This is a genomic window from Yersinia sp. LJYL362, assembly GCF_048323875.1.
The window spans coordinates 1-13,159 of record NZ_JBLWEX010000171.1 but is presented as its reverse complement, the minus strand read 5'-3'; the positions used below and the strand labels follow the sequence as shown (position 1 = coordinate 13,159).

Genomic DNA, 13,159 nt, shown 5'->3' with positions numbered 1-13,159 from the left:
GTGAGCAGCTTAATGCCAGGATACTTGCAGATTCCGTATGGCTGACAGCGCGTGAATTGTCAGAAAAAGCGAGTTTCAAAAATACCAATCCCAGCGCAGGGCCGAACCGCTGGAAGTCTGCTGGCCGAATTTTGGCACTTCAGCTTAATGGAAAAGACAAATACCCTGAATACGCATTAGATGAAGGTTTCCGCCCGATCCCAGTGGTTAAGCAAGTGATATCCCTGTTAGGTGAAAAGAAAACACCTTGGGGGTTGGCTATCTGGTTTGGCTCTGAAAACAGTTGGTTAGGTGGAAAAAAGCCAAAAGATGTGCTGGCAACTATGCCAAAGCAAGTTTTGCTAGCAGCACAGGCTGAAGCAGAGGGAGGGGCTCATGGCTGATTCAGACGACAAAAACCAACTCAGGGGTTTTTGTCGTCTTAGTTACATTCAAAGGGTTTGCTGACGATTTCGCTCTGGGCTAGATACCTGTCAAGGAGCAAAAGCTCACCACAACGAGAGACGATAATTATCCGTGCGCTGCTTTCGCAAGCGTCTCACTGATCCACTGGTTAGTGCTTTTCCCTGAAACTTCCGCAGCAATATTGATTGCTGAGTGAATCTCTGGCGGGATGCGTAAGCTAATTTTGCCACTGGCTGGGCGCTGTGGTTCACGGCCTTGTTCGGCGCAATAGCTCAGATAGTCATCTACAGCCTCTTCAAAGGCGATACGCAAATCAGCGACGTTATCTGCATGGAAACCGATCACGTCGCGAATACCTGCAATATGACCAATCAAACATTGATCTTCATCGCTGTACTCAATTTTTGCGGCATAATTTTTGTATGTCATTGTATTCATGGTACCACTCCTACAGCTTCAAGAAATGTTCTGGCATCGCGCACTTGGTAGGCTTTCGCTTCCTTGTCGGGATGTGGCCGATGAAATGAAGCCATTATCTTATTAATTTCAAAGCGAACCCGTGAACCACTCCCTTCTGTAGCTACTGCACCCAACGCTATCAATAGAGACTCAATTTTGCGCCATTCCAAGTTTGTTGATGTCGGCGTAGCAAAAATAGTTCGTAGCGTTTTGTAATGCTTAGCATTTAATTTAATCACATTATTGTCCTTAATTGATGTGGTCCTTGCTCGCCAAAGCACTGGAAATGATATCATATATTGATATCACTTCAAGCGGATAGTGAAAACAGCGTTATTTAACTCAATATCACTGGGTAAAATTATGTATTTAGGCTGTGAATTGAAGAGGCTGATCAACTTGGTGTGGAACGAGCTAGGCAAAATATAATACACAGACAGCGACTTTCGTAGGCCTCAAAAGTCTCAATGCTCAAAAGACACAAAACCCTTAAGGGGGCAAAATAGGGGCTGACACATTTTTAATTTTAAAAATAAAATTATATTACAAGGTGTTGTATTTATTTTACGAGTCCGACTTTTGCACCATTAGTATGAAAATCAAGTCACCGCAGGGGGCCACTTTTCCACACCATCTTGTGTCCAAAGATTTACAGCAAAATCGAACACATCTATAAAATCCATATTCAAGCTCCCCCAAAAATATAAGTAAAATTAGCCTATTTAGCTGCAATCTTTTTTCCCCACCAAATCATCAATTCTTTTCGATGTTCAATATATGTTGAACGATTATACGCGCGTCTAACTTCATTTTTATCACTATGCGCTAGCGCAGCCTCAATCACATCAGCATTAAATCCCGCTTCATTCATAGCTGTACTGGCTATAGAGCGTAGTCCATGGGCTACTAACTTCCCCCCATAACCAATACGTTTCAATGCGGCATTGGCTGTCTGGCTATTCATTGGCTTACGCGGGTCGTTGCGGCTAGGGAATACGTACTGACGATTGCCACTGATTGGATGCATGATTTCTAGCAGTTCTAAAGCTTGTTCTGAGAGCGGGACTATATGATCACGTTTTGCTTTCATCCGTTCAGCGGGAATACACCACTGCTTATTTTCAATATCGATCTCTGCCCATGCTGTTGCTGATGCTTCCGCGGGACGTATCAGCGTCAATAATTGCCATTCAAGTAAGCAGCGAGTTGGTATCGATAGATTGCTCATGGCTATGGTACGCATGAGTTTAGGTAGTTCTTCTGGCCTTATGGTGGGCATATGCTGCTTTTTAGGCCTTTCAAATGCATTACCAATACCTGATGCTGGATTGGCATCAAGCAAACCTACATTGACCGCATAAATCATTATCTCGTTTATACGTTGCACCAATCGTCTAACCGTCTCTAGTGCCCCACGCGCTTTGATTGGCTCTAGTACTTGAATGAGGGTGCGTGCTTTGAGTTCTTGGACGGGAATATTTTCGATGCTAGGTAAGATGTCTTTTTCGATAGAACGCCAAATATCTTTCGCATGGGCTGCGCTAACGTGGCTCTCTTTCAACTCGAACCATTTGCGGGCGACATTCACAAAAATACTTTCCTCCGCTATCTGGAGCTTTTCAGCCTCTTCACCAGCTCTTGCTTGGGGATCTGTCCCTCGGACTAACATTGCTAGTTTCTCTGTTCGTGCCTCTCTGGCATCAGCCAAAGAGAGTGCAGGGTACGCGCCGAGGCTTACCATAGTGCGCTTACTACTGTTGGGAAGTTGATAGCGGAAACGCCAAATTTTCTTGCCGGTGGTTTTGACTAACAAAAATAAGCCATCTCCATCATGGAGAGTTAGGTCTTTGTCGGTGGCTTTTGCTTTTTGTACTTCGGTGTGGGTGAGGGGGCGTGTTGTCCTTGCCATGTATGGTTCTTCCCTTAATTGGTATACGTCCATTGGTATCTATCTTAGCGTATACCAATTTGTATACCAATTGTCTCTGGCTTCAGGCGGATATCCTTGGACTACTACAGACACAAAAAAGCCCGCAAACCTAGGTGGGATGCGGGCTCTTCGTACTTCACCGGACTTATCTGGTAATAACCGGTTTAACATTTGGTGGAGCTGGGGGGATTTGAACCCCCGTCCGAAATTACTACGCCGTCGGCACTACATGCTTAGTCCAGTCATTACATTCGCCGGTTAGCTGCGGACGGACACGCCACTAACAAACTATCCTGATTGGGTTTAACGCTTTCACCCCAGGCAAGGTGTCCACGCGATCTCTTTTAGGTTTGACCTCTCTTGATCCCCGTCCTAAGAGCGGAGGCTAGGGAGAGAGGGAATCTTCAGTTTCTTAGGCTGATTAAGCTGCTAAAGCAGCAGATTCGTATTGCGAGTCGTTTGCAATTATTTTTTTTGCGGTTTTTTACGAGGCCTCCGCACCTCGGCATGCACCTTGGGTTTCGCGAATCCCGTCGAATCCAGAATCAGCCCCAAAGAACTCCGCTAGTATAACAGAACTATGTCCTGCTAAGCCAGTCACTTAACGATTTGCGTGCTTCATGATGCGCGCTTTGTCTAACTTCCACTCACGATCTTTGATGTCATCGCGCTTATCGTGGTCTTTTTTACCTTTGGCGACACCGATTTTAACTTTAACCCAAGCATTTTTCCAATATACGGAAAGGGCAACTACAGTAAATCCGTCGCGATTAACTTTACCAATCAACGAATCCAGTTCGCGTTTATTTAGTAGCAGTTTACGGGTACGCATTGGCTCGCAGACAACATGTGTCGATGCCACGTTTAACGGTGTAATGGTGGCACCAAACAAGAATGCCTCACCGTTTCTAAAGGTTACGTAGCTATCACTAATGTTGGCTTTGCCAGCGCGCAGAGATTTTACTTCCCAACCTTGCAATGAAAGGCCTGCCTCGAACTCTTCTTCAATGAAGTATTCATGACGGGCACGTTTGTTTTGCGCAATGGTTGCGGAACCGGGTTTGTATGCTTTTTTCTTTGTCATAGTATTGATCATTATACTGTATGCGGAGGCGAATGAAATCCTTTCCCGCAGGATGCCTGTGCATTTTGTCTCATTTGTTGCGAGGAATGACTAGCAGATTTTTTGTCTCGCGGTGGATAAATGGTATTATCAGTGCGTTTTATGTCTCACAGGAAATGTTATGCCACAAATTAGCCGCTCTGCGTTGGTGCCATTTAGCGTAGAACAAATGTATCAACTGGTTAATGATGTTCGCTCTTATCCAGAGTTTTTACCGGGTTGTACTGGAAGTCGGGTACTTGACGCTACTGAAAATGAAATGACGGCTGCCGTCGATGTTGCTAAGGCCGGAATAAGCAAAACTTTCACGACACGCAATACACTCACTGATAACCAGAGTATTGATATGCAACTGGTTGATGGGCCGTTTCGTAAATTAATGGGGGGATGGCATTTTACCCCACTCAGTGCGGATGCTTGCAAGGTTGAATTGCACCTTGATTTTGAATTTACTAATAAGTTGATTGAGTTAGCTTTTGGTAAGATATTCAAAGAATTAGCCGGTAATATGGTGCAAGCGTTCACCCAGCGAGCGAAAGAGGTTTACAGTGTCTGATATTCGCGTTGAGGTAGTTTATGCTTTACCTGAACGCCAATATTTGCGTACCGTTTCTCTTGAGGCTGGAAGTACAGTTGAAGAGGCAATTAAAGCTTCAGGTCTGCTTGAGTTGCGCCCTGATATTGATCTCACAAAGAATAAAGTGGGGGTTTATAGTCGCCCGGTGAAGCTTGGCGATAAGCTTAATGATGGGGATCGAGTTGAGATATATCGTCCATTAATTGCAGATCCTAAAGAGCTACGTCGGCAGCGCGCTGAACAAGCAAAAAAATAAGGCACAATTTGCGCCTTATTTTTGTAGTAGCCCTGGACTGCGTTGAAGAAGAATGAGTACTGTCATGTTGCTGCATAAGCATTAATAGACTCTGAGCCTAAAAACCTAATCAGCATTCGCTCCCTCAATGTGTTCTGCAATCTTCGGTTAAATTAATTTCCTGATAACGTTGGATCATTTTTGATATCAGTCAGTACACCACTGCTATCGAAGGTCAACGTTAATGTTTGTTGTGTGACTTTCTCGTGACCAGGTTGCTGGCGGAATACGTAGAACCAGGTTTTAGTGCCGAACGGGTCCTGTAGCATTGGGGTGCCTAAGGTATATGCCACTTGTTGCTGGGTCATACCCTTATGAATTTTGGACGCGTCATTAGGTGATAAATAGTTACCCTGATTAATATCAGGCCGGTAGACCACCTTCTCCAGCGTTGAACAACCCGCAGTAAGCATTGCAAGCATCACAGCGGCGGCAGTCAGCATTTTACAGCGCATAGTAATCACATTCCTTTAGGGCGTAGGATGACGATGATAATAGACCTTGCAGCAGTTGGAAACCTTTACAGGGCACCTGTATGACCTCTGGAAAGGAAAAAAGTTAATCTTTTCTATGCTGCGAGCAATTCTTTTGCATTTGCCAAGGTGTTTTTCGTCACTTCACTACCGCCCAGAAGGCGCGCCAATTCTTGTAAACGGGCTTTTTTATCTAACCGATGCATATGAGTTTCAGTTTCATTGCCATCAGTTTGTTTACTCACAAAGAAATGTTGATGACCACAGCCTGCTACTTGCGGCAGGTGAGTGACACACATAACTTGAGTGGATTCACCCAATTGGCGTAACAGGCGACCCACTATGGCTGCTGTTGGCCCACTGATACCTACATCGACTTCATCAAAGATAAGTGCAGGCGTGTCCATTTTGCGCGCTGTAATAACTTGAATAGCCAATGCGATGCGAGAAAGCTCACCACCTGAGGCAACTTTAGCCAGCGGCTGTAGTGGTTGGCCGGGGTTTGTGGTAACACAAAATTCGACTCGGGTAGCCCCTTCAGCACTCAGGTGCTCAGGTTCAAACAGCGTTTCAATAGTGAATTTGCCATGTGGCATGGACAGTTCGCGCATGCTTTCGGTGATCAGCGCTGCCAATTCGTCAGCATAATGTTGGCGTTCTTCATGTAACCGCTTGGCGATAGCTAATGCATGCTGATAGTGAGTATTTACAGCATGGCTGAGCTGCTCGTGATCATTTTCTTGTTGTGAGAGCTGTTCTTGCTCATCCAATAGTTGTTGATGAAATTGTGGTAACTCTTCCGGTGTAACATGGTGTTTGCGAGCCAGATTTAATTGACGAGATAACCGCTGTTCCAGTTCATACAGACGATTCGGATCCATATCAAATTGTTCGGCATAGTGACGCAATTCATCACTAGCTTCACTGATTTGGATCGAGGCCTCTTCCAGCATATTCAGCAAATTATTAAATTGCTCATCCATTCCTGCCAGCTCTGTGAGTTGGTGCTTGGCTGAGTAGAGTTGGCTGAGAATATTATTCTGCTCATCATCAGACAGTAACTGTAGGGTTTGTTGGCTGAGTGATAACAACTGGCCACTGTTTGCCAGACGCTTATATTCGACATCAATTTGTTCATATTCCCCAGCTTGTGGGGCAAATGAGTTCAGTTCTTTTAACTGATATTGCAATAGCTCATGACGAGCATTACGTTCCAGTGATTGTTGCTGATGCAGTGCCAGAGCACGGCAGCTTTGGTGCCAGATTTGATAGGCTGCTTTCATTTCAGTGAGCAGGACAGATTGGTTTGCGTAAGCATCTAGCAATTGCTTTTGATGATCAGGTCTTAGCAATAGTTGATGGGCATGCTGGCCGTGGATTTGAATTAAATGCTGCCCCAGTTCCCGTAATTGGGACAATGGCACGGCTGTCCCATTAATAAACCCTCTTGAGCGGCCATCGGAGCCAATAGCACGCCGCAGCAAACACTCGTTGCTGTCATCCAGATGATTGTCTTCCAACCATTGTCGGGCTGATGGGGTGTCTGCTAATGAGAAACGAGCACAAATATCAGCGCGGGTTGCCCCCAAACGCACCATACTACCGTCTGAACGGCTGCCAAGGCATAACCCCAATGCATCTATGGCGATGGATTTACCCGCCCCCGTCTCACCAGTAATTGCTGTCATTCCAGGTTGAAAATCAATTTCTAGCTCACGCACAATAGCAAAGTTACTGATGGTTAATTGGGCCAGCATGGTAAATCTCCTGTACATAAACACATATCTGTATTTGAATACAGTATAGGCTGGTTTTATATACAGTAAAGTCCCTAATGCACTTTTTAGAATAATTTTTTTGACCAACCCAACTTTGTACTTAACGTATTGAAATAGCTGTAGTCCTTGGGGTGAATAAGATTGAGGTGGAAATCACTGCGCCGAATTAACACCTCTTCCCCTTCCTGAATCGGCAGTGCTATCTGACTGTCACAACTAATTTCCAGGTCACTGGTGATTTGGGAAAACTTAAGGCGGATGGTACTGCTACTATTAATAACCAGCGGGCGAGCAGTCAGAGTGTGCGGGAACATGGGAACCAAAACGATGGCATCCAGTGTTGGTGTTAATATAGGGCCACCCGCAGAGAGTGAATAAGCGGTAGAACCGGTAGGTGTGGCGATAATTAACCCATCAGAGCGCTGGGAGAAGGCGAAGCGATCATCAATATACACTTCGAATTCTATCATGTGGGCAACTTTACCCGGATGCAAAACCACTTCATTGATTGCTGTACTGATGCGGCTTTGCTGATTTGTTCGTGTGACTTGCGCTTCCAGCAAGAAACGTTGTTCGCTGAGATATTCGCCTTCCAGCACATCGGAAAGCTGTTGTTGAGCATTATCGGGGTCTAAATCGGTCAAAAAGCCCAGATTGCCTCGGTTGACACCGATCACTTTGATATCATAGCGGGCCAATACCCGAGCAGCACCCAGCATATTGCCATCACCGCCAACCACGACGGCTAAATCGGCTTGTTGGCCGATATCAGCCAAACTACCGGTAACGGCATCGGTTAAATTGAGATCCTTAGCAATCTGTTGTTCCACCATAACGTCATAACCTCTGGCGTTTAACCAATGGTAGAGCATTTCATGGGTGGCAAGTGCGGCCGGGTGCCGTGGGTGACCGACAATACCAATACAATTGAATCTTTTATTATTCATTGCCGTGATTTTCCTCAATGGGGTGTCTTTTACCCCACATTATGACCGGTTCCCTTGAATCCCCGGTTTTGATCCCCATAATAAGCCAAGTAGCGAGATTAATGCTAAAACGCGGAGATATCCATGAGTAGTAAAGAACAGAAAACACCAAACGAGCAAGTCTCGGAAGAAATGGAAAATGCAGCAGAGCAGCAAGTGGAAGCGACACAAGAGACGGGTGAAGGTGTAGATCCGCGTGTTGCCGAGCTTGAAGCGCAGTTGGCTGCAGCTGTACAGCGTGAGCGCGAAAGCTTGCTACGCGCCAAGGCTGAAGTTGAGAATATCCGTCGTCGTACCGAACAGGATGTTGAAAAAGCGCATAAATTTGCGTTAGAAAAATTTTCAGCTGAATTATTACCTGTGATTGACAATCTGGAGCGTGCGCTGGATACAGCTGATAAAACCAATGCTGAATTGACAGCAATGATCGAAGGCGTCGAACTGACCCTAAAATCATTGCTTGATGCTGTCGGTAAATACGGTATCCAAGTTGTCAGTGAAACTAACGTGCCGTTTAACCCTGAAGTTCATCAGGCGATGACGATGCTTGAATCAGCGGATCACGAGCCAAATCACGTCATGATGGTGATGCAAAAAGGCTATACGCTGAATGGCCGTTTGTTACGTCCGGCGATGGTCGCGGTATCTAAAGCGAAAGCTTAAGGTGTCCTGATGTGGAAAGGCACCTTTGCGGGTGCCTTTTTTGTTTGTTTTCTTCAGTAAATGACGTTTTATTCAGCTGTTGGCAATTTAGGTTGCCAGTCAATCGGTTGCTGACCCTGCTGCTGCAAGAGTTGGTTCGCTTGTGAGAAGTGCTTACAACCAAGAAAACCGCGATGTGCGGAGAGCGGTGATGGATGTGGGGCTTTTAAAATAAAGTGGCGCTGGGTATCAATGATACGGCCCTTTTTCTGAGCATGTGCTCCCCACAACATAAAAATCACACCATCACGATGTTCATTCAGTGCTGCAATGACTTTATCGGTAAAGGTTTCCCAGCCAAGGTTGGCATGTGAGTGCGCGTTACCTGCTTCGACAGTCAGTACGGTATTGAGCAGCAATACACCTTGCTCGGCCCAGCTTTGTAAGAAACCATGATTGGGGCGTTGGAAGCCGGGAATATCGGTAGCCAGCTCTTTGTAGATATTGACCAAAGAGGGCGGTGCCGGGACACCTGGCAAGACAGAAAATGATAACCCATGAGCCTGATTAGGGCCGTGGTAAGGGTCTTGGCCCAAAATAACCACTTTGACCTGATCCAATTCGGTCAGGCGAAAAGCATTAAATACATCGTGTTGTGCCGGATAAATGGTTTTGCCAGCATTGCGCTCTGCTGCCACATAGGCCAGCGTATCTTTAAAGTAAGGTTGTTCTTTTTCCTGGCCGATCACATCGTGCCAGGTAAGGGAGGCGGACATAAACACTCTCCTTGGTTTCTGTAAGATATTGATGTGCTCTAGCTTACCGGTTCAAACCTGTGAGTGAAACCGCTAAACCTAAGTCTGTGACGTAGTGATGTTTTTTTGACCATTCCATGTAAAAAATGTTGAAAATTTACAAAAATAATTGCTCTGGACCAGATTGATAAAATTGATATAAAACATAAATTTGCCAGTGACATGATTGCCGTGGTGGCCGAAAGATTGATTTAAGTCAAAGAATTGCAGCGGTCTGACTGGTATATAGAACAATAAGACAACAATGGTTTTACCAAATAACCAAGATAGTTTCTCCCCCTTGGAATTTATAGCCGTATTACGGAGGCACCAAATGATTACTGGTATTCAAATTACTAAAGCTAACAATGAAGCCTTGCTGAACTCTTTCTGGCTGCTGGATGATGAAAAAGCTGAGCTACGCTGTGTTTGCGCGAAAGCTGGTTATGCAGAAGATCAAATTGTTCCGGCAAGTGAGTTAGGCCAGATCGAATATCGTGAAATTCCGTTGGAAGTACAACCAACGGTACGTGTTGAAGGTGGTCAGCATTTGAACGTAAACGTTCTGCGCCGCGAAACACTGGAAGATGCAGTCAAGCATCCAGAAAAATATCCTCAGTTGACGATTCGTGTATCTGGCTACGCCGTACGTTTCAACTCACTGACACCAGAACAACAACGTGATGTGATTACTCGTACTTTCACTGAAAGCCTGTAATTTTTGTCATAATAATTAAGTCTCAAATTCTGAAGGGAGCCTCTGTGGCTCCCTTTTTTGTTCCTGTGATTTGTTTATCGAGAAGTTAGACTGAGATCACAATATTCAATTTATATAAATAAATCTTACCATTTTCATTTAAGAACTCATCCGATGTGTCGATAGATAAAGTTATTGAGGTTGACTCAATATTGGGATTACCTATCGACAAGGAGTTGGCATGAGTATATCTGTTAGTTTAGCCCGGCCTGTTTCATTAGCAGGGTTGATGAACCAGGCGCAACCAATAGAGCAGGTCAAGAAAGAGAACGCTACTCCTGTTGGGTCTCCGGACCAGCATCAAAAAGAACCCCCCCTCCTAACTCCCACTCAGGCAGGTAATGATGTTTATTACAGCATGCTGGCCAGCCTTGGAATATCACGTAGTGAACGTGTTTTAGCTGCCAGCGACAATGTACCTATATCAAGTGGACAAGGATCACAGCAAGCGGACTATTCATTAGCATTACTCGCGAAAGATGTTTACGCTCCAGCTGCGGGAAGCGTCGGCGGATTTACACGGTTGGGTGATGCCGCGTTGCTTTCGGCTGGGATAGACCCGGCGAGCCTATCTGATACAGCTTCAGGGTTTCAGGCTGGGATTTACAGTGATAACCAACAGTATGTCCTCTCTTTCGCGGGTACCAATGATATTCAGGATTGGTTAAGTAATATCCGGCAAGCAACAGGTTATGAGGATGTTCAATATAATCAGGCTGTTGCTCTGGGAAAAACAGCTAAAATGGCATTTGGTGATGCACTGGTCATTACCGGCCATTCATTAGGCGGTGGGCTGGCAGCCACGGCTGCATTAGCTAGCGGGACTTTTGCTGTAACATTTAATGCCGCCGGTGTTTCTGACCACACATTAAATCGTTTGGGCATGAACCCTGCTCAGGCGCGGCAGTCGGCGGAGGGTGGTGGCATACGACGTTATAGTGAGCAACATGACTTATTGACGGATACTCAGGAGTCAACCTCACTCATTCCTGATGCAATTGGTCATAAGATCACATTGGCTAATAGCGATAAACTGGCGGGGCTAAATGACTGGCTGCCACACAAACACCTCGAACGTAGCCTTGCGGCGCATGGTATTGATAAAGTGCTCAGTTCCATGAATGAACAACAACCTTGGGAGCGGCAGTATGCCTGAATCAACACTGGCAATGAGAGTGAAACGCCATTTGCGTTACGCTATCTACGGTGTTTTGATGCCATTAATCAGTTTTGAGGGGCAGGCAATGACAGAGATTAATATCGCGTTTACCGATCCGCTGGTCATGCCAATTGCAGATGCGATTGTTCATGGCAATGTGAAGCAGATCCATCAGTTAGCCACTAAATCATTGCTACAACAGCAAGGTGAGCAGGCCGTGACACTTATGCAGTGGGCTATCCTCAATCAACAACCTGAAAGTTTGGCGGCATTGTTGCAAGAACATGCAGATCCTTTTCAGCCCGGAATGCAGGGTGATACCGCCTGGCACACAGCTGCCACTGTGCAAGATGCGCATTACATGCAAATTTTGCTTAAAAACAATATTCGGCCTGATGCCAGAAATAGTGTGACACTCGCAACGCCTTTAGCGGCTGCTATCATGGCAGGGCGCGAGATCCAGGTGATCCTGTTGTTGGTCGCTGGTGTTGATCCGAATATTGCCGATCGTGTGGGTGATACGCCGTTACATTTAGCAGGTAAAAGCAATGCACCGGATTTAGCTTTGCGTTTGCTCAAAGCTGGTGCTGACCCTGAAGCCCGTAATAAGCAGGGCGCGACATTCCAACAGTATTTAGCGATGACGCCGCTGAACATCCAAAGTGCTGAAATGCAGCAAAAATATCAGCAATTGAATATTTGGCTTCGTGGTAAAAAACTTGCAGAGGTTTACCAGCAATAGTGTTTGAACGGCTTGTTTTAGGCTGAAATACCCAAAAGTAGTACTTCACTGTAAAATCAGGTTCTGTAGTTTGAATCCGTTTGATAACAAATAAAAAAGCCGCTGTTTATAAACGGCTTTTTTGTCAGGGTGCAGAATTAACTCGCACTCTTGGTATCGGGCTTGTCCTTTGGCTTACGGCGCTTACCCACATTCTTAGCATCACGATGGCGAACCTTAACCTTCGTTTTCTCTTTACCGGCTTCTTTTAGCTCTTTACGCTTCGCTAAAACTTTTTTAGACGGTTTACCTGTGCTTTTCTCGCTCGGGGCTTTACTGGTTGGTCGCAGCTCATCAATCACTCGTGGCTTTAATGGCTCTTTCAGATAACGACCTATTCTGCCCAGCAATAAATGGTCATGTGCTTCAACCAGAGAAATAGCAACCCCTTTACGCCCTGCGCGGCCAGTACGACCGATACGGTGAAGATAGACGTCAGCAGTCAGCGGTAAATCAAAGTTGAACACGTGGCTGATATCGTCGATATCCAGACCGCGCGAAGCCACATCCGTTGCAACCAGAACGTTAACCCGACCATCGCTTAAACGAATCACGGCTTCGGTACGTTTGGCCTGAACCATTTCACCCTCAAGGAACCAGGCATTAATTCCAGCTTCGCGTAACCAACTGACCAGTTGATGTACCTTTTCACGGGTACGCACAAAAATAATGGATTTCTGTACTTCTGGTTGCTTCAGTAAATGCACCAGCAAGGCAGTTTTGTGCTCAATATTGTCTGCGCGGTAATACCATTGCTGAATTTTTTTACGTTCACGGCGTGATGGGTCAGCTTCCAACTCTACCGGCTCAGTCAGGATGCGCTCCGCAAACTCACGGATAGCTTCACCTTCTAGCGTGGCCGAGAAAAGTAATGTCTGTTTGCGCCAGCGGGTTTCTGCCGAGATAGTTTCAATATCCTGTGCGAAGCCCATATCAAGCATACGGTCAGCTTCGTCCAGAATCAGGGTTTCTACCGCCCGACAGTCAAAGTTTTCTTCTT

General features: G+C 45.7%; 15 protein-coding genes, 1 other RNA gene and 1 pseudogene. 7 read left to right on the top strand and 10 right to left on the bottom strand.

The genetic code is table 11. The features are described 5' to 3' along the window. Window positions 1–383 (top strand): annotated as a pseudogene (locus ACNSO8_RS08280) (integrase); the annotation flags it as partial. 127 nt (window positions 384–510) lie between these two features. Here the strand turns inward: ACNSO8_RS08280 and ACNSO8_RS08275 are convergent. From ACNSO8_RS08275 to smpB, 5 genes are all read right to left on the bottom strand, one after another. Next, entirely contained in the window at window positions 511–843 is a 333-nt protein-coding gene (locus tag ACNSO8_RS08275; protein ID WP_046050405.1) for a type II toxin-antitoxin system HicB family antitoxin, read from the bottom strand. Then, window positions 840–1,103: a type II toxin-antitoxin system HicA family toxin gene (locus tag ACNSO8_RS08270; protein WP_046050406.1), complete on the bottom strand. Its 264-nt coding sequence runs from the start codon at window positions 1,101–1,103 to the stop codon at window positions 840–842. The genes ACNSO8_RS08275 and ACNSO8_RS08270 overlap by 4 nt, the downstream gene beginning before the upstream one ends. A gap of 479 nt (window positions 1,104–1,582) precedes the next feature. Beyond that, window positions 1,583–2,773, bottom strand: a complete 1,191-nt coding sequence (locus ACNSO8_RS08265) for an integrase domain-containing protein (RefSeq protein WP_418394372.1) — start codon at window positions 2,771–2,773, stop codon at window positions 1,583–1,585. A 193-nt stretch (window positions 2,774–2,966) separates the two neighbouring features. Continuing rightward, window positions 2,967–3,347, bottom strand: a transfer-messenger RNA (tmRNA) gene (gene ssrA, locus ACNSO8_RS08260). Window positions 3,348–3,395: 48 nt separating this feature from the next. Beyond that, window positions 3,396–3,878: an SsrA-binding protein SmpB gene (smpB, locus tag ACNSO8_RS08255; protein WP_005166313.1), complete on the bottom strand. Its 483-nt coding sequence runs from the start codon at window positions 3,876–3,878 to the stop codon at window positions 3,396–3,398. Window positions 3,879–4,038: 160 nt separating this feature from the next. On the opposite strand from smpB, the gene ACNSO8_RS08250 reads away from it, so the two are divergent. Continuing rightward, on the top strand, window positions 4,039–4,473 hold the full coding sequence (locus ACNSO8_RS08250) for a type II toxin-antitoxin system RatA family toxin (protein WP_011815744.1): 435 nt from the start codon (window positions 4,039–4,041) through the stop codon (window positions 4,471–4,473). After that, a complete protein-coding gene (locus tag ACNSO8_RS08245; protein WP_019081870.1) occupies window positions 4,466–4,750 on the top strand; it encodes an RnfH family protein in 285 nt (94 codons plus the stop codon). The genes ACNSO8_RS08250 and ACNSO8_RS08245 overlap by 8 nt, the downstream gene beginning before the upstream one ends. Window positions 4,751–4,902: 152 nt before the next feature. On the opposite strand, the gene bamE is transcribed toward ACNSO8_RS08245, so the two are convergent. The 3 genes from bamE to nadK form a co-directional block, all read right to left on the bottom strand. Beyond that, the gene (gene bamE / locus ACNSO8_RS08240; protein ID WP_005172787.1) at window positions 4,903–5,244 is read right to left on the bottom strand and encodes an outer membrane protein assembly factor BamE; all 342 of its coding nucleotides are present in this window, start codon (window positions 5,242–5,244) and stop codon (window positions 4,903–4,905) included. 113 nt (window positions 5,245–5,357) lie between these two features. Further along, window positions 5,358–7,019 (bottom strand): DNA repair protein RecN, encoded by a 1,662-nt coding sequence (recN, locus tag ACNSO8_RS08235; protein ID WP_019081869.1) that lies wholly within the window; start codon window positions 7,017–7,019, stop codon window positions 5,358–5,360. 86 nt (window positions 7,020–7,105) lie between these two features. After that, a complete protein-coding gene (nadK, locus tag ACNSO8_RS08230) occupies window positions 7,106–7,987 on the bottom strand; it encodes an NAD(+) kinase (protein ID WP_019081868.1) in 882 nt (293 codons plus the stop codon). A gap of 123 nt (window positions 7,988–8,110) precedes the next feature. Here nadK and grpE point away from each other — a divergent pair, with 123 nt between their 5' ends. Then, the gene (gene grpE / locus ACNSO8_RS08225) at window positions 8,111–8,689 is read left to right on the top strand and encodes a nucleotide exchange factor GrpE (protein ID WP_019081867.1); all 579 of its coding nucleotides are present in this window, start codon (window positions 8,111–8,113) and stop codon (window positions 8,687–8,689) included. Between the two features lie 68 nt (window positions 8,690–8,757). Here the strand turns inward: grpE and ung are convergent, their stop codons facing one another. Continuing rightward, a complete protein-coding gene (gene ung, locus ACNSO8_RS08220; protein ID WP_019081866.1) occupies window positions 8,758–9,444 on the bottom strand; it encodes a uracil-DNA glycosylase in 687 nt (228 codons plus the stop codon). Between the two features lie 352 nt (window positions 9,445–9,796). Here ung and grcA point away from each other — a divergent pair, with 352 nt between their 5' ends. From grcA to ACNSO8_RS08205, 3 genes are all read left to right on the top strand, one after another. Beyond that, window positions 9,797–10,180, top strand: coding sequence for an autonomous glycyl radical cofactor GrcA (grcA, locus tag ACNSO8_RS08215; RefSeq protein ID WP_005166327.1), 384 nt, complete (start codon window positions 9,797–9,799; stop codon window positions 10,178–10,180). 220 nt (window positions 10,181–10,400) lie between these two features. Next, window positions 10,401–11,375, top strand: a complete 975-nt coding sequence (locus tag ACNSO8_RS08210; protein ID WP_019081865.1) for a DUF2974 domain-containing protein — start codon at window positions 10,401–10,403, stop codon at window positions 11,373–11,375. A gap of 88 nt (window positions 11,376–11,463) precedes the next feature. Further along, window positions 11,464–12,120 carry an ankyrin repeat domain-containing protein gene (locus ACNSO8_RS08205; RefSeq protein WP_026018103.1) on the top strand — a complete coding sequence of 219 codons (657 nt, stop codon included), beginning with the start codon at window positions 11,464–11,466 and terminating at the stop codon, window positions 12,118–12,120. A 137-nt stretch (window positions 12,121–12,257) separates the two neighbouring features. Here ACNSO8_RS08205 and ACNSO8_RS08200 read toward each other — a convergent pair. Further along, a partial coding sequence (locus ACNSO8_RS08200; protein ID WP_418394371.1) for a helicase-related protein occupies window positions 12,258–13,159 on the bottom strand: 902 nt, incomplete at its 5' end.

What these genes read in the sequence shown, in the direction of transcription:
- grpE (WP_019081867.1), top strand. Translation starts at nt 8,111, where the DNA reads ATGAGTAGTAAAGAACAGAAAACACCAAACGAGCAAGTCTCGGAAGAA.
- ACNSO8_RS08275 (WP_046050405.1), bottom strand. Translation starts at nt 843, where the DNA reads ATGAATACAATGACATACAAAAATTATGCCGCAAAAATTGAGTACAGC.
- ACNSO8_RS08265 (WP_418394372.1), bottom strand. Translation starts at nt 2,773, where the DNA reads ATGGCAAGGACAACACGCCCCCTCACCCACACCGAAGTACAAAAAGCA.
- ACNSO8_RS08210 (WP_019081865.1), top strand. Translation starts at nt 10,401, where the DNA reads ATGAGTATATCTGTTAGTTTAGCCCGGCCTGTTTCATTAGCAGGGTTG.
- ACNSO8_RS08250 (WP_011815744.1), top strand. Translation starts at nt 4,039, where the DNA reads ATGCCACAAATTAGCCGCTCTGCGTTGGTGCCATTTAGCGTAGAACAA.
- recN (WP_019081869.1), bottom strand. Translation starts at nt 7,019, where the DNA reads ATGCTGGCCCAATTAACCATCAGTAACTTTGCTATTGTGCGTGAGCTA.
- grcA (WP_005166327.1), top strand. Translation starts at nt 9,797, where the DNA reads ATGATTACTGGTATTCAAATTACTAAAGCTAACAATGAAGCCTTGCTG.
- bamE (WP_005172787.1), bottom strand. Translation starts at nt 5,244, where the DNA reads ATGCGCTGTAAAATGCTGACTGCCGCCGCTGTGATGCTTGCAATGCTT.
- ung (WP_019081866.1), bottom strand. Translation starts at nt 9,444, where the DNA reads ATGTCCGCCTCCCTTACCTGGCACGATGTGATCGGCCAGGAAAAAGAA.
- smpB (WP_005166313.1), bottom strand. Translation starts at nt 3,878, where the DNA reads ATGACAAAGAAAAAAGCATACAAACCCGGTTCCGCAACCATTGCGCAA.
- ACNSO8_RS08205 (WP_026018103.1), top strand. Translation starts at nt 11,464, where the DNA reads ATGACAGAGATTAATATCGCGTTTACCGATCCGCTGGTCATGCCAATT.
- nadK (WP_019081868.1), bottom strand. Translation starts at nt 7,987, where the DNA reads ATGAATAATAAAAGATTCAATTGTATTGGTATTGTCGGTCACCCACGG.